This is a genomic window from Yinghuangia sp. YIM S09857, assembly GCF_051388915.1.
Taxonomy (GTDB): domain Bacteria; phylum Actinomycetota; class Actinomycetes; order Streptomycetales; family Streptomycetaceae; genus Yinghuangia.
This window is the reverse complement of record NZ_JBPKBH010000008.1, coordinates 363,088-379,431: the sequence shown is the minus strand read 5'-3', so window position 1 is coordinate 379,431 and position 16,344 is coordinate 363,088. Positions and strand designations below refer to the sequence as shown.

General features: G+C 73.2%; 8 protein-coding genes. 2 read left to right on the top strand and 6 right to left on the bottom strand.

Annotated features, from left to right (window positions below):
- Positions 1-58 precede the first annotated feature (58 nt).
- Both ACRX5S_RS20185 and ACRX5S_RS20180 read left to right on the top strand, forming a co-directional pair.
- Complete coding sequence (locus ACRX5S_RS20185) at positions 59-1,681, top strand: helicase HerA-like domain-containing protein (RefSeq protein ID WP_436774411.1); 1,623 nt, start codon at positions 59-61, stop codon at positions 1,679-1,681.
- Between the two features lie 149 nt (positions 1,682-1,830).
- A complete protein-coding gene (locus ACRX5S_RS20180) occupies positions 1,831-3,741 on the top strand; it encodes a hypothetical protein (RefSeq protein ID WP_436774378.1) in 1,911 nt (636 codons plus the stop codon).
- Positions 3,742-3,943: 202 nt separating this feature from the next.
- Here the strand turns inward: ACRX5S_RS20180 and ACRX5S_RS20175 are convergent, their stop codons facing one another.
- From ACRX5S_RS20175 to ACRX5S_RS20150, 6 genes are all read right to left on the bottom strand, one after another.
- Positions 3,944-5,815, bottom strand: coding sequence for an AAA family ATPase (locus ACRX5S_RS20175; RefSeq protein ID WP_436774377.1), 1,872 nt, complete (start codon positions 5,813-5,815; stop codon positions 3,944-3,946).
- Between the two features lie 91 nt (positions 5,816-5,906).
- Positions 5,907-7,355 carry a DUF2201 family putative metallopeptidase gene (locus ACRX5S_RS20170; protein ID WP_436774376.1) on the bottom strand — a complete coding sequence of 483 codons (1,449 nt, stop codon included), beginning with the start codon at positions 7,353-7,355 and terminating at the stop codon, positions 5,907-5,909.
- A gap of 159 nt (positions 7,356-7,514) precedes the next feature.
- Positions 7,515-9,857: a hypothetical protein gene (locus ACRX5S_RS20165; protein WP_436774375.1), complete on the bottom strand. Its 2,343-nt coding sequence runs from the start codon at positions 9,855-9,857 to the stop codon at positions 7,515-7,517.
- A complete protein-coding gene (locus ACRX5S_RS20160) occupies positions 9,854-12,016 on the bottom strand; it encodes a hypothetical protein (RefSeq protein ID WP_436774374.1) in 2,163 nt (720 codons plus the stop codon). The genes ACRX5S_RS20165 and ACRX5S_RS20160 overlap by 4 nt, the downstream gene beginning before the upstream one ends.
- A complete protein-coding gene (locus ACRX5S_RS20155; RefSeq protein ID WP_436774373.1) occupies positions 12,013-14,436 on the bottom strand; it encodes a hypothetical protein in 2,424 nt (807 codons plus the stop codon). The genes ACRX5S_RS20160 and ACRX5S_RS20155 overlap by 4 nt, the downstream gene beginning before the upstream one ends.
- 212 nt (positions 14,437-14,648) lie before the next feature.
- Positions 14,649-16,344: ATP-binding protein (locus ACRX5S_RS20150; RefSeq protein WP_436774372.1), on the bottom strand; the 1,696-nt coding region annotated here is incomplete at its 5' end.

The window sequence follows — 16,344 nt, the reverse complement described above, 5'->3', positions numbered from 1 at the left end:
TGGCCCGGCGCGATCGTCAAATGGGATATTTCTCGCGTAATGGTACGAATGGCTGGTGATGCTGGAGGAGACCATGGCCAAGGGCACCGGGCAGAACGCGGACGCGGTCGCCACGATCGCCGCCGGATACGCCTTCACCGGCCCCGCCCTCGACCTCGGCGCCCTGGTCGTCGACGGCACGGGCCATCCCGAGGCGCAGATCCGCATCCCCCTCGGCGTCCTCAACCGCCACGGACTCGTCGCGGGGGCGACCGGAACCGGCAAGACCAAGACGCTCCAGCTCATCGCCGAGCAGCTCTCCGCCCAGGGCGTCCCGGTCTTCCTCGCCGACATCAAGGGCGACGTCTCCGGCATCGCGCGGCCCGGCGAGGCCAACGACAAGGTCGCCTCGCGCGCCGCCGACGTCGGCCAGGAGTGGCAGCCGCACGGCTACCCGTGCGAGTTCTACTCGCTCGGCGGGCTGGGCCCGGGCATCCCGATCCGCGCCACCGTCACCGCGTTCGGCCCGACTCTGCTGGCGAAGATCCTCGACCTCAACGAGACGCAGGAATCGTCGCTGGGCCTGATCTTCCACTTCGCCGACCAGCGCGGCCTGGAACTGCTCGACCTGAAGGACCTGCGCGCGGTCATCCAGTTCCTCACCTCCGACGAGGGCAAGGAGGAGCTGAAGAACATCGGCGGGCTCTCGGCCGCCACCGCGGGCGTCATCCTGAGGTCGCTGATCACGCTGGAGAACAACGGCGGCGACGTCTTCTTCGGCGAGCCGGAGTACGACACGTCGGAGCTGCTGCGCATCACGCCCGACGGCAAGGGGCTGGTGTCCGTCCTCGAACTGCCGGCCGTCCAGGACAAGCCGCAGTTGTTCTCCACCTTCCTGATGTGGCTGCTGGCCGACCTGTTCGCGGACCTGCCGGAGGTCGGCGACCCGGACCGGCCCAAGCTGGTCTTCTTCTTCGACGAGGCGCACCTGCTGTTCACCGGTGCCTCGAAGGCCTTCCTGACCGCGATCACGCAGACCGTGCGGCTGATCCGATCGAAGGGTGTGGGCATCTTCTTCGTGACCCAGACCCCGAAGGACGTGCCCGGCGACGTGCTCGCGCAGCTCGGCAACCGCGTGCAGCACGCGCTGCGCGCCTTCACGCCCGAGGACGCCAAGGCGCTCAAGGCGACGGTCTCGACCTTCCCCAAGTCGACGTACGACCTGGAGGAGGTGCTGACACAGATGGGCACCGGCGAGGCGGCGGTCACGGTGCTGTCCGAGAAGGGCGCGCCCACGCCGGTCGCGTGGACGCGGCTGCGGGCCCCCGAGTCGCTGATGGCACAGCTTGAGCCGGCCGCGATGCAGGAGGTCGTCAACGCGTCCCCGCTGCTGGGGAAGTACGGGACGGCGGTGGACCGGGAGTCGGCGTACGAGAAGCTGACGGCTTCGCAGCAGGCGGCGGCGGAGGAGGCGGCGGCCCGGGCGGAGGCCGAGGAGCGGGCGAAGGCGGAGGCGTCGCGGCCTTCCCGGTCGTCTTCGTCCTCGGAGTCGCCGCGGTCCTCGCAGTCGTCGCGTTCGCGGAAGCAGGAGCCGACCGCGGTGGAGTCGGTGCTGAAGAACTCGGCGGTCAAGGGCATGCTCAACACCGCGGTACGCGAGATCACCCGCAGCCTGTTCGGCACCTCGAAGCGCCGCCGCTGACCGCGGTCTTGTGCGGGGCGTCCGGCTCTGCCGCGGGGTTCGGCCGGGCGCTGCCGGGGTTATCCACAGGTGTGGACGGGCGCGCACCGCCTCGGCGGCGGCGGGGCATACTCGGGACCAGCCCGTCGCCCTGCCGGAATCGGGGGATCATGACCGTCACCGCGCCTTCCGCCACCGTCCCGCCGCTCAGCCTGCCGCTCGCCGCCCTCGCCGAGCGCGAACCGGCGCATGCGCGCGCGGTTTTGGTCCGCCTGACGGCGCTGTACGGGCCGGGCGCGCTCGCGCCGCAGCTCGCCGTACACAGCCCGGTGCCCGACGCCTTCGTGGCGGTCGTCGCGGAGGCGGGCGGCGAGGAGGAGCGTGCGGCACTCGCCTGCAACGCGTGTCTGACGCCGCCTCAACTCCGGCTGCTGGTCGAGGTCGGCGGCGAAGCGATCGTGCGGGCGGTCTTCTCGCCGCTGGAGCCGGAGGTCACACACCGGTGGGTGTCGGTGCAGGGGGAGGCGGGGGCGGGTGCCCCCGTCGACGAGGGGGATCCGCTCACACCGGCGGACCTTGCCCGGGAACGCATCCGCGATGCGGCGTGCACCCGCGACCAGGCGCTGGAGCTGCTCGCAGCCCACCCCGAACTCACCTACAGCGCACGGGTCCGGCCGCACTACCGGCAGCGGTCCGCGGTCGGCACGCTCGATCTCGCACCGCTGCTGCACCGTCCGGACCGCGTGTGGCGTTCGCTCGATCCGCTGGTGGAGCCGGCGAAGGAGTTGCTGTCGTGGGGCGCGGTCACCGCCGACGACCTCGCGGCGCACCTGCGGCCCGCGCTGGTCGCCGCGCAGGCCCTCGCGCGCCTCACCCGCGACCACGCCCCGATGCTGCACGACGACGACGCGGCGAATGCGGTCGTACGCCCGCTGCTGCACGGCACGGTGAAGGCCGACCCCCATGCGTGGGCTCGGCTGGCGGACACGCTCGGGACGGCGGAGGGCACCCTGCCGCAGGCGCTCGCGGCGGCTGCGCAGAACCCGTCCCCGACCCCGCGGATCGCGCCGCCCGCGCGGGTCCGGCCCGCGCTGCTCCACCTGCTGCGGCGTCTGGAAGCGGACGACGTCGCCGTGTTGCTGCCGCACCTGGCCGAGGAGGTGGCGTCCGACCTGATCTCCGGCAACGTCGCGATACCGCCGGGCATGCTCGAACTGGCGCATGCCACCGGCAACCGGGCGCTGCTGCGCAAGATCGCCTCGCACCCGCACCTGCGCGACGAGCAGGCACGGCGCCTACAGGCGTACGAGGACACCGAGTTCGACCGCATCCTGGCCTGGAACAAGGCCGGGATCAGCGCGGCCGTGCGCCGCGACGTGCTCGCGGGGCGCTCGCCGAACGGCGGCGGGCGGCGGCCGATTGATCCGGAGCTGCGGCAGCGGGTGTTGGCCGAGCCGCAGCACATCGAGGCGAGCACGCTGGTGTACTGCGGTGATCCGGCGCTGGTGTGCATGGCGCTGCCGGACTGCCGCAAGCTGCGTCGGATCGATCTGATCGACGTGGTGCTGAGCGTGTGGGAGCGCGTCGGGCCGGAGGAGGTGGCCGGTGTCGTCACCTCGGTGCCGGACGCGTTCCCGAAGGCGGTTCGGGCGCTGGTGGACGAGGCGCTGGCGCGGGGGTCGGCCGAAGGGCTGGTCGAGGCGCGCGCCCGGTTCGACCGCGGGAAGCGCGGCCCGGCCAAGCCGCGGGCGGCACGGGAGCCGTGGGACCTGCCCGCGCGGGAGCGGATCCGCGAACACCCGCTGCCGCGCGAGGGCTACGACGAGTGGACCCGGTCCCTGCCGCCGGAGGACCCGGTGCTGATCGGCCGCCCGGCCCTCGCCGCGCTGCACACGCTCCGCTGGCACTGCCGCGACGGCGCGGGGCCGCGGGCACGCGAGGCGATAGCCGACGGCGTGCTCACCGTGCTGGGCACCGACCCCGAGGCCTGGTCGGTATTCGCCCAACTGCTTCCGGATTTCGAGGGCACCCTGCCGGAACTCGCAGGCGTGTGCGCGGCGGCAGTCCACCGGACGGGTTGAGGGGTAGGACGAGTCGACGGGGGCAGCGTGTCGGCAGGGGCAGGGGCAGGGGCAGGGGCAGGGGCAGGGGCTGGGCGTGGGCAGGCCGCGTTGACGGCGCGCCGTGACGAGCGGTCGGTCCGGACACTCGCGACCGTCACCCGGCACGGCCACGCGGCCGCCGCACCCGCCACCCAGCTCGCCACCCGGCGCCCCGGCCCCGCTACTTCCTCGGCATCCGGGCGAAGGCGTCGATCCAGAAGCGCTGCTTCTCCGCGGACTGGCCGACCAGGTAGCTGGACCGCAGTTTCGGCGGGAGGCAGGCCAGAAGGCGGGCCACGGTGTCGATGTGTTCGCGTAGTTGCGACAGCTCGGCGTTGGCCAGGACCTGGTGCACGGTGTCGGTGTCGTTCGTGCCCTCGCCCGACACCTCGTTCCCGGCGCGCAGGCGGTCCTCCCACGCCTCCAGATCGGCGGTCAGGTCGCCGAGACCGGTGCGCGGTTTGTCGGCGAGGCGGGCTTCCAACGCGTTGAGCGGCACCGGGGCGTACTCGCCGTCACCGAGGTAGACCTTCGCCATCTCCAGGCTCATGCCGCGCCGGTGCAGCTTGATCAGCCGTTCCAGGGTCCGCTTGGTGATCCACTCGCGGCCCTCGTCGTCGATGTCCGACTTCCACCACTCCAGCACCGTCTCAGCGATCGGGCCGTACGTCGCGATCAGCCACTCGTTCGCCGGGATGTCCTCCGGTCGCACCTGCAACGACGCCGTGAAGCGGGTCGCCTGCGCGATGTTGTTGCGCGCCACCAGCATCTTGCGGCCCAGGTGGTACGGCGGGTTCTGGAGCGCGATCTGCGCCCGCAGCCCCGGGATCCGCCGTCCCGCGATCGACCACTCCTGGGTGATCTCCATCAGCTTGGCGAACGCCGACTTGTCCTTGGGGCGGTTGTACTCGTCCCAGACGATCACCTTGTCGCCCGGCGCGGTGAAGCGCTGCGCGAGGAGGTTGTCCAGGGACCCGTCGACGGTCGGCACCGGGGCGCACAGGTCCTCGACGTTGGTCACCGGCAGCGAGAAGTAGATGGGGTCGTGGCCGAGCGCCTGCCGCACGACCTCCCGCACAACCTCGGTCTTGCCGCAGCCGGGAGGGCCCTGGATGAGCACGGCCCAGCGCCGCGCGACCGCCTCGCGGACCACGCGGCGGACCGCGTCCGGGGTGTGCTCGGGGTTGCGTACGCCCAGCGCCGTCGCGATGCGGTCCAGGGTCTCGTCGGTCCGGTCGGGGCCGGAGCCGCCGTCCTTGAGCACTTCGACGAGGCGCAGCCGGTCGCCGTTGAGCAGCGGCAGGCCCCACTCCAACGGGAACCCGGCGAGTGCGCAGTCCAGGATGTGTTCGAGTGTGCGCGGTGACAGGAGTTGCCGGAGCGCGGGGGACAGGCCGGTCCAGATGCGGAAGACGCCGGACAGGTCTGCGTGGGGGAAGCGTTCGGCGAGCTTGATGCGCCACGACGTGTCGCTCGCGGTGATCTTCACGGTGACCATGCGGTCGAGGATCGCCAGGTCGCTGCGCCGGGTCGCGGTCTCGGTGAGCGACTCGTTGTCGGTCAGGAAGACCCCGATGCAGCCCAGTTCGCGCAGGTCGAACTCGCCGAGCGTCCAGTTGCAGGCGACCTGCATCAGTTGGGACTGGATCGTCTCGCCGGCTTGCAGGGCGTCGTCTATGAGCAGCACGAACTTGCCGCCGGGCCGGAGCTGACGCATGATCAGTTGGCGCAGCACCAGCTCGTTCGTGCGCGGGTCGCGCACGGGGGTGTTGACGAGCAGGTCGTCCGGCGTGAGGTTGGCGGCGGGGACGAACACCAGGGTGGTGTCCGGGTATTTGTCCGGGATGTGGGTGAAGAACGTCGCCGTCTTGCCGATGCCGTGTTCGCCGAAGATCTGGCCGGTCTGGCCGAGGTCGATCATCGCGTCGATGAACTCCTCCAGCTTGGAGACGCCCTTCCAGCCCTTCGGCGGCTCGGGGAAGGTCGCGGTGGCCTTCCAGCGCGGGCGGGCGGTCCGTCCCCCGGTCTGCGGGGTGTCGGCGGTGATCGTCATGGGTCCTTCCGCAAACGGGGGGTTCGGGATGCGCGTGCCGGGCCGGCGGTCGGCCCTCGGGCCGGGCGGTGGGACGCTGCCTCGGGCCCGGTCACCGGTCGCCGGTGAGGACACGGTGGCACGCCATCGGCGGGTTGTGGCTCTCGGGCCACTCGTCGCCGCCTTCGGTGATGAGCCAGATCCACTTGTCGGGTTCGGCCGGGGTGATGTGCGGGGCGTAGCCGTCGGTGAGCATGAGCACGGCGTCCGCGGTGTCCTCGAAGCGCTGTCCGGCGACCGCCAGGCGCCCTTCGACGTAGTCGGCGACCTGCTGGAAGTCCGTTCCGCCGCCGCCGTACACGCGCTCGCCGGGCTTGAACGGCATGAGCGCGCCGTCGAAGCTCAGCCAGTGGGCCTCGACGCCGTCGGTGTGGCCGACCAGTTCGGTCAGCCATTCGACGACGTGGGCGGGCATGGAGCCCGAGGTGTCGTACGCCACCACGACCACCTTGGTGCGCTCCTGGCCGCGCCGGGCGAGCATCGGGTCGTGGCCTAGCGTGGCCAGCAGGGCGCCGCGCTTCTTCGGGTAGACGAGGCGTTCGCCGTCCCGCAGCTTGGAGGCCAGGACGTCGACCAGCCACTGCTGCCACCAGTCCACGCGCCGCGTCTTCTGCGTCTCGCCGCGCAGGAACCCGGCGCCGAGGTCGCCCCAGAGCCGCGACACGGTGTCGGTCGCGCCGTCGGTGCGTTTGAGCAGTTCGAGTAGTTCCTCGCGGGCGAGGCGCATGCCGCGGCGGGCGGAGAGGAGGACGGCGCGCAGCACCTCGGAGGAGATGCGCGCGGTGGTCTCGGCGTCCAGGCCGTCGCCCTCGCCGGTGCCGTCGCCGAGCACGAGGTGCACGCACAGCGGCGGCGGGACGGGCGGGTCCTTCATGCGCTTGAGCTCGGCGTAGACCAGCGCGTCGGTCTCGATGAACTGGTCGTAGGGGAGCGGTTCGAGGCCCTGTGCGGTGAGGTCGTCGACGTACGCCTGGTGCACCTTGCGCGGGTCGACGCCGGTCGGCTCCTCGGTCTCCTCGCCGGTGTCGGGGTCGGTGCGCCGGATGGTGGGCAGTTGGTCGCGCCCGAGTCTGCGCATGGCGACGTGGTTGATGGTCACCTCGCCGGCGAGCGTGAACACCGGGTCGGCGCGCAGCTCGGGGTCGGCGAACAGGTGGCGTTGGATGAGGTGCCGGGCCTCGTGGAACAGCACGAACTTGACGCCGTCGAGGCCGAGCGCGACGAAGAAGTCCGGGTTGTAGAGCAGCAGGCACGTTCCGTCGCCTGAGGCCATGACCGCGGCGGTGTCGATCGCGGTGGTGGGGATCTGGTGGTGGCACTTGGTGTAGAGCCAGGACGCGACCACGCTCGCCTGCATGCCGAAGTCGAGGAGCGCCTGCTCCTTGAGCTCGAACGCCTTGGCCACCGTGGCCTCGTCGGCGGGCTGGTACGCCTCCAGTGCGCGCCGGTCGGTCAGCTCGACGACCAGCGGCTTCGCTTTGTCGGTCTGCCCGTACGCCATACCGATCACCTCCCTTCGCGCTGGGTCGATGGTTCCAGGCGTGTGTGACACCCGTCCAAGCAATTGACGCGTGGAAGGGGCCGGTCAGTTTCCGCTCGCGGCGGGGTGACGGAACGCACATGCCGCGGCGGTGGCCTGCGGCGCCGCGGGTAGGGCGGTTCAGTCGACCGGGGAGGTGGCCGCCGCGACCGTGGCGATGAGCTCGGTGAGCGTGCCGGTGAACTCGTCCAGCAGGGCCGCGGCGACGGCCCAGGCGTCCGACCGGTCGGCGGACAGACGGGCCGTCTCCTCGGCCATCCGCTCGCGCAGGACGCCCAGTTCATAGGGGTACGCCCCGATCAGCCGGAGCACCGAGCGGGCCGGGCGGCCGAGCGCGAACACGTCCTCGGCGGTCAGCGCGCCGGATTCCAGGCAGCGGGCCGACCACAGCAGGTCCGGGTGCAGGTGCCCCTCCATCCAGGTCGGTACGACGGGCAGCATGCCGAGGGCCGCCGTCGCCCAGGTCCGCGACCGGTGCGCGAGCAGGAACGGCACGGCCGTGGTGCCGTCGTCGGCGCGGAGCAGCGCGATCGCAACCTCGTCGGGCAGGTCCGGGTGTTCGGCGAGCAGTTCGCGCGAGCGCGCCGGTGTGCGTCCGGTTGCCAGCAGCGACTGGACCTCGGGCCACGGCGGCGGTTCGTCGCGTTCGAGTTGGGCGTGCACCGCCTCCGCCGTGCCGTGCTGGAGGTCGTGCACGGCCTGGGCGCGGTCGAGGGCGGCGAGGCGCCGGTCCAGCGCGCGGGGGCCGCGGACGGCGAGGGTGCGCCGGATCGCGGTGCCGAGCAGGGGGTCGAGCGGTCCGTGCCGCTCGGCCAGTTCGGCGAGTTCGGTGATCCGCCCGCTCGCGGCGAGGAAGCGGCACGCGGTGATCTGGTGCGCGGTGGTCAGCGGTCGGTGCAGCGCGCCGAGCACGAGGTCGGCGTCGCGGGTGTGCACGGCGAACCGCGCCGCGCTGCCGCTGCCGGGCCTGCGCTCGTCCCTGCCGCCCTCGCCGCCCTCGCCGCGCAGGTGCGCCAGGACCTCCGGGTGCAGTGGCACCCGGGCCTCGGAGCCGGGGGTGTGCGGCGTTCCAGAGGCGATCTCGTACCACGTCCGCCGCGGCACGTCGCTGCCGCGCAGCAGCGCGGCGTTGACTGACGGGTCGTCACGGCGAAGCAGGCAGGCCCGGGTTCGGTCGTGGTACGCGTGGTGCGGCATGAACACGTCGAGCAGTTCCGGCCCGGCGTGGTCGAGGAAGGCGTCGACCAGGGCGTCAGGCAGCGGCTTCTGGATGTCGTAGTGGGCGATCTCGCCGAGGTCGTGCGGGTCGAGCGCGCCCAGGATGCCGGACAACGCGGCGGGTTCGGCGAAGCGGAGCAGGTGGGTGAACGGAGATGTGGAGACCTGCTGCGTGTGCGGCCAGGCGCGGCGCGGGTGCGGCGGTGCGGGCGTGCTCCGGGCGGCGGCCGCGAGGTCGGGGAGCGTGCCGGGGAAGTCGCCTGCGCTCAGATGGCCCAGGAGAGTTCGCCAGACGGCTGGGTCCTCGCCCAGCGACTCCCGGACCAGGGCGGTCAGTTCGCGGTGCAGCGCACGTATGTGCGCGGCGTGGGCCAGGGGATCGCGGTCGCGGTCGAAGCATTCGAGGGTGCGGAGCAGGTGGGTGGCGTGCGGTGCGCGGCGTACGACGTCGGCGGCGGTGAACGTGCCGTACCGCAGCCCGGCGGTCAGCGTGTCGGCCCGGACGTCGTCGCCGGAGTCGTCGTGGAGCAGCGCCAGCGCGATGTCGCGCGGGCATTCCGGGAGTTCCACGAGCACGGTGCACGGCGCGGGGTCGAGCGGATCGGCGTCGTGCAGCGCGGCGAGCGCGGCCCAGTCGGCCGGCTTCCACGTGTCGGTGCGGAACAGCGCGAGGCGGCCGCGGAGCAGGGCATGGCTCTTGGGGGAGGTGTAGGTCGTGCCCTTGAACCAGGCGTACAGCGCCGCGGGCGTGTTCGCGGGGCGCGCACCCTTGGGGCCGCGGGCGAGGATTGCGGCGCGCTTTGCGAGGTCGGGATGCGGGCAGTCGAGCGCGGGGCCGAGCAGCCTGCGGGCAGTCATGTGCATGACGCAGGAACGCAGTTCGTCGGGTGGGTCGGGGGCTTCGAGGAGACGGCGGCGGAGGGCGGCCGTGGTGTTGCGGTGGCGGTAGACGGTGGCTGCGAGTACGCCGTCGACCGGTTTCCCGTCTGTCGCCGCGCGTTGGTGGGCGCAGGTTACGAGTCGGTCCAACTGTTCGCCGTCGAGGCGGGGGTTGGCCGCGAGCGCGCGGAGTTCGTCGCCGGTGCCTTGGGCGAACGTCCAGTCGACGAGCGCGGGATGCCGGGCGGCGGCGTGGCGGAGTAGGTCGGCCCGGTTCTCGGCCGGGAGGCGGGCGAGCGTCGTGGCGAGATCGGTGGTTGCGCAGGAGTCGAGGAGGAGGGCGAGTTCGTTCGGTCGGCTCGTCATGAGGCCACCGCCGCAACTGTGGCCAGGAGTTCCGGCAGGTTGCCGACGAAGCCCGGGAACAGGTGGACGGCCACGGTCCATGCCTCGGGGTCGTCGCCGAGCGTGCGCGCGACGAGTCGGCCGGCGTGTTCGAGGGCGGCGGCGTGTGCCTCGGGCAGTACCGCGCGTACGTCGCCCAGCGCCTCGAACATCGTGCGTACAGGACCGGTCAGTTCCACGAACTCAGCCGGGGTGAGGCTGCCTTCGTCCAGCGCGGTCAGGTACCACGCGTTGCGCGGGGTCTGCCATGCGGAGGGTTGCAGGTGCAGGGGGTGTCGTGCGGCGGTGAGGGCGTACGCGCGGGAGCGGCCGCCGAGTTGGTGGGCCAGATCAGGGCAGAGGCGGCAGGCGTCCAGGGCCAGCGGGTCGGGACATGTGGCGCGCGAGGCGAGTTCGCGCAGCACGGGCTCGGGCAGCGGGTCCCGGGCGTGCTCGGCTACCGCGAACGGCCAGAAGTCGTCGGGCAACGGGTGTGCGGCGAGGGCCGGTTCGCGGCGCATCGCGACGATCAGGGCCTCGGGACGCTCGTGGCGGGCCACGGCGTCGCGGAGTGCGGCGTATCCGTCGGGGGAGGCAAGGGCCTGGCGGGCGAGGGCGGCCGCCGCTTCGTCGAGGTGCACCGGGCGGTCGGAGCCGCCTTTGCGGGCGCGGGGGACTTGGCGGGCGCCGGGGCGGGCGGTGCCGGGGCGGGCGGCTGCGGCTCCGGGGTGTGGGCTGCGGGGCTGTGGGCTGCGGGAGTGCGGGCTGCGCGGCTGTGGGCTGTGCGGATTCGCGCCACGGGGGCTCGGACCGCCCGGGTGTGCCGACGCGGTCGGGTGCGGACGCGGCGGCCCTGCGGTCGCCGTCTCGTCCGCGGCCAGGACTTCGGCCACCAGTGCGCCCGTCGTCTGGCATTCCCACAGGCTCAGCAGCCCGCGCAGCGTCATCGCGGTGCCGAGGCGCGTGCCGAACTGCTCGAACGTCGCCCGGATGAGCTGCGGACAGTGCCCATGGACCGCGGCGCCGTGCGGCTTGCTCCCGGCGTCCGCGGCGTGTTGGATCTCCGACCGGGCGTCGGGGGTCAGCGGGACGGCCCGATTGCCGTCGCGGCGCGTGGCGCGGAAGACGGCGTACGCCAGCTCCGGCCGGTCGGGCACTTCCGTCAGCAGCGCGCTGTTGACCTCCGCGTCGCGCAGGCCGAGCAGCGCGCCGAGCGTGCCGGGCGAACGGTCGGCCTGCCGTACGAGCTGCGCGGTGAGCTTGGGGGCGCGCCGAAGGGCGGGGACGACGACCTTGGCGGGCAGCGCGGGCGTCTCCAGGAAGGTGCTGACGAGCGGCACCGGCATCGCCGCGATGAGCCGTGCCGCGATGTCGCCGCGGGCCCGCGCCAGCAGGCCGGACGGATTGGCCAGGTCGCGGTGCACCGAAGTCGGCGGGAACGGGGGCGCGGTGACCGGCTTCCGCGGCGCAGACCGGCCGGATTCGGCGGGCGCGTGCGACGCGGCGTTCCCCGGCCCGCGGCCCGCGGCCTCGCCGACGGCGACGGCTGCGGCGCACAGCTCCGGGAACGTGCCGCGGAAGAGCGGCCCCTGGTCGAGGAGCCACCACCAGGCCGCGATGTCGTCGCCGGGCAGCAGCGCCGCCGCGTCCTCAAGGACTCGGCGGATGGGGTGCAGCCATTCGCCGTACGCCGTCGCGTACTTCTCCAGCACGCGCAGCGCCGACCAGCCGGGCGCGGCCTCGAACATCACCTGACGCGGCGTCAGCACGCCGCGCCGCAGCGCCGCGGCGAGGGTAGCGGTGCCGAGGCCGCGGCGGTTCGTCGAATGCGCGACCACCAGGTGCAGTGCGGCCCACGGCGGGCAGTCGATGCGGGCGACGAGGCCCGCGCCGATGGCGTCCGGCAGGGGCGCGCGCCGGTGTTCGGAGACGATGAGGTCCCAGTCGACCACGGCGACGCCGTCCAGGACGTAGCGCGGGTCCTTGCCGCGGCCGGAGCGCAGAAGGGCGATCACGTCGTGCGGATCGCCGGTGGCCGGCGGGCCCGGGTCGGGATGCGGTGGCAGGCCGAGGCGTTCGGCCATGATGCCGCGGGTCTCCGGTCCGGCGTGGCGGAGCAGCGGGTGGTCCGCCGCCGTCATGCCGCCGCCCGCGCGGTGGCGACGAGTTCACCGAGTGTGGCGTGCGGGCTCTCGGCGAGCAGCCGAGCCGCGACGACCCACGCGTCCGCGGACTCGCCGAGGCCGGTGTGCAGCAGGCGGGCCACGAGCCGGGCCAGGGGTGCGTCGGACGCGGCTGTGGTGACGACGTCGGAGGCGTTGGCGGCGGCAAGGTACTCGTCGGGGGAGATCGATCCGCAGGCCAGGGCGGTAACCGCGGTGAAGTGGTAGGCGCTACCCCGACCGAGGGCGTCCAGGGCGAGCGGACGGTGCCGCAGGGCCGCGTCGGCGGTGCGGCCTGCGACGTTGTGGGGGAGAGCCAACATGCCCTCAAGCCACACCTTGCCCAACTCCAGGGGAAAATCCGGGCGTTGGGCGAGTGCGCGGAGCACGTTGTGGCCAATTTCGTGGCGCCCGGCTGTGGCGATGACCGCCCGCCAGTCGAGGCCCGGGTCCGCGAGGGCGCCGTGCAGGCCGAAGGCGTCGTGGTGGTAGGGAAGGCTGCTGGTGCTCCTGATCATCTTGTGCCACTGCGCGTCGCACTCGCGCAAGCAGGCGTCGAGGCTCGACAGCCCGCCGCTTCCCCGGGCATCGGCGATCTCCGCGTCGTCGGGCAGGCCGTCGAGCGCGTCCACGCCGTGCAGTTCGGCGAGGCGGTACGCGGCGCGCAGCCGGGTCCACTTCCCGAACTCGCCTACAGACGCCTGGGCGACGTGCCGCAGCAGGGCGGCTTCGGCGCTCGCCAGCAGGGGCCACAGGTGCTCCGGCCGGGTTTCCGCGAGCAGTTCGGCGCGCAGGTCGTCCTCGATCCCGTCGACGGACAGGATGTACTGCCGCAGCGGCATCGGGCAGCGCGGATTGCGGTACGCCGCCGAGGCGATCGCCCGGTCGCCGCCCAGGACCAGCGCCTCGACCAGGTCGACGCGCAGCGCCGGGTTGCCGGCGAGGACCCGCCGCGAGACCGGGCCGCCGTGCGCGCACACGTGGTCGGCCACGGCCTGCGGCAGTTCGCGGCTTCCGGCGATCGGCGCGAGGTGGGTGTCGTCGAGGAAGTCCAGGGCCTGCACGGTGTGTTCGGGGTCGGCCAGGGAGATGAGGACGGTGTACGCCCAGGTTCCCTGCCGCCCGGGCCGGGGCAGCTCGCCGGCTCGGCGTGGCTGGTGCGGGATGCCCGCCGCTGCGGCAAGCAATTCGCTTATGCTGCCGCCGAATTCAGGGAGGGCTGCGTAGAGCGCCCGCCAGGCGCCCGGGTGTTCGGCGACCAGCGGGACGAGGATGCGGCGTACCTGCGCCGCGGCCGCGGCCTGGGTCGCGACGGCCTCGATGCCGCCGTGCGTGAGTGCCGTCAGGGCCAGGCGTGCGGGCCGCACTTCGGTGACGAGGTGCCGGGCGTCGATGCCCCCGGTCGCCATGCCGCGCAGCAGCACCTGTTTGGTGAGCTGGTCCTCGCCCTGCTCGTGGCAGACCCGCACGGCCTCCATGCCCGGGCGGGCCACCGACTGCACGGCGCGCGGGTGGGTGGCGAGCAGCTCGGCCTGGAACCGGCGTGGGCAGCGCGAGTGTTCGAGCAGCGCGACGGCCGCGCCCCAGGGCAGCGGGTCGGCCGCGTGCCGGGCGGCCAGCTCGTGCCACGGCGGATCGAGGACGTCGCGGACGATGGCTCGCCCGTGCGAAGTGCGTACCGCGCCCTGGAGTTTGGCGCAGAAGCGTTCCGCGCCGTACTCGATCCGCAGGAAACGCTCGACCGCCTCGACACTCTTGGCGCCCGAGAGTCCTTGCACGACCTCGTCGGGTGTCTCGGGCGGGAGTTGGAAGGGGGCGGCCTGGTGGACGTGTCGCAACTGAGCCCAACGCCCATGCCGCACCAGGGTCATGGCCGCGACCACACGCGCGTACTCGCCGCCGTGTGCGCCTCCGCCGTGGCCGTTGACGAGGGCCCAGAAGGCCAGTTCGGGATCGGCGGCGGACAGCGCGGCCTGCACGTCGCCGCGCGAGCCCCGGGCGAGGATGGTCTGCCGCAGTTCAGGGTCGAGGGGCACCGGCGTTTTGTCGCCCGGTTCAGGCCCGAAGGGTGCCTGGGAGAGGACGGCCTGGCGCAGGGCCGCCCAGGTGGACTTGCGGAAGAGGGCGGCGTTGACGTCCGGGTCGTCGCGTTGCAGCAGGCGCAGGAGGATGTCGGGGTCGCCGCCGTGCCGGCTGGACCGGTCGTACACGCCGACCACGCCGTCGGTGTCGCCGGTACGCACCGCGTGCTCCAGGAGGGCGGGCGGCAGCAAGGGGGCCCCTGGAGTGTTGGAGGGGCTTCGGTGCGCGGTGCGCACGGGGATCTCAAGGCGACCGAGGATCTCCGCGCCGAGCGCGGGCCCGGCGTACCAGAGCAGGCCGGTCACGGTGTCGGTCATGCCCGCTCCCCTTCCACCGTCTTCCACGGTCCTCCAGTGTCGGTCCGGCGCGTTCCGCCGCCAGGCTCGGGCCCGGACTGCGCCGGTGCCGCGAGCTCACATTCTGGCCGCCCGGGGCTCAGGGGGCAGCCGGGTTTTCCGGCCTCGGGCCGGGGTGAGTGTTCGGGCCGGGAAGGCTTGCCGGGAACCGGTGAACCGGTGAACGTTTCCGGTCATGGCAGCAGGGCCGAAATGTGTTCGTCGGCGGTCATGGCCCGCCCCGCGTCGACGGCTTTCGCGTACGTGCGGGCGCCCAGTCCGGTGCGTGCCCGGGCGGTCGCCCGGTCGACGTCCTCGCGCTCGGCGTCGGGCAGGGGGCTGCCGACCGAGGCGCGCAGCGCCTCCGCGGTGCCGAGCAGCGCGGCGGCCCGCTCGTGGTCCCCTGCCAGCGACCGGGCGCCGGCCAGGCCCTCCAGCGCGAACGCGACCGCGCGGGCGTCGCCGGTGCGGGCCGCCGCCGCGTACCCCTCCAGATGCAGGGACGTCGCGGCCTCGGCGTCGCCGCGCTGCTCCGCCACGAGGCCGAGTAGGGACAGCACCAGGGCCTCGCCCGCGGCGACGCCGAGGCGGCGGTTCCATGTGACCCACGGCCGCAGCAACTCCTCGGCACGGGCGTGGTCGCCTCGGCGCCGAGCACCGATGGCCAGACCGGTCGCCGCGAACTGCTCGGCGGGTTTGTGCGATTGCTCCTGGGCGAGCCGCAGCGCCCGGCTGTGGAACTCGTCGGCCTGCTCGAACTCCCCGGTCAACAGGGCGATCCGACCGAGGCGCGCGAGGCGGAACGAGGCCTCCACCCACAACTGCAACTCCTCGGCCACGCGCAGCGCGTCGCGGTGCAGCCGGGCCGCCTCGGGGTAGTCGCCGGCAATCTCGGCGAGGACGCCGAGTTGTTCGGTGGCGCGCAGATGCCCCCAACGGTCGCCCAGCTCCGCGAACAGTGCGGCGCTTTCGACGGCGTTGGCGCGCAGGGCGGGCAGGTCGCCGTCGTAGATCGCCTTGGACGCCCGCGTGCCGAGTGCGGCGGCGAGGCCCCACGTGTCGCCGGTGGCGCGGAACTCCTCCAGAAGTGGCGTGAGTTCGGCAGCCACGTGGGACGTCTCGCCGAAGCCCACGCGTGCGAAGGCCAGGAACCACGCGGCACGGGGCGACGCGTCGGGGGCGGTGGTATCGGCGTACGTTCCGTCGCCGGCCAGCAGGGCGAACGCCGCCCGCCGGGCGACCGCGTCGGCGTGGGACTGCGGTTGTGCCGGGGCGCCGTCCGCGGGGACCGCGGCGAGTACCGCGTCGAGCGCGCGGCGTGCTTCCGCGAGGCGGCCGCGCAGCATCCAGTACCAGGACAAGGCGTTGACCAGGCGGATTGCGTCGGGTGTCGAGCCGTTGTCCGTGATTGCGTTGTCGAGCGCGGCGCGCAAGTCGGCCGCGTCGTCGTCCAGTTGCGTCAGCCAGACACGTTGGTCGCGGGTGTGCAGGTGCGGGGCGGCGCGTTCCGCCATGGCGGCGAAGTGCGCCCGGTGCCGTGCGGTGAACCGGACGGTCTCGCCTGCCTCGTCCAGGCGTTCGCGGCCGTACGCGGCGACTGATTCGAGCAGCCGGTAGCGCGTGCCGGCCGCCCCGGAGACGACGGTCAGGAGCGAGCGGTCGACCAGGCGTCCGATGATGTCGAGGACTTCGGCGCGGCGGACGGCCGGCGCGTTGTCGTCGGCTTCTTTTGGCCTGGGTGGGTCGGCGCAGACGTCCTCGGCGGATTCCAGTGAGCAGCCGTTCCAGAAGACGGACAGCCGGCGCAGCACGGCGCGTTCCGGGGCGGTGAGCGGCTCCCAGCTCCAGTCGATGGTCGCGCGCAGGGTGCGCTGTCGGGACGGCGCGTCG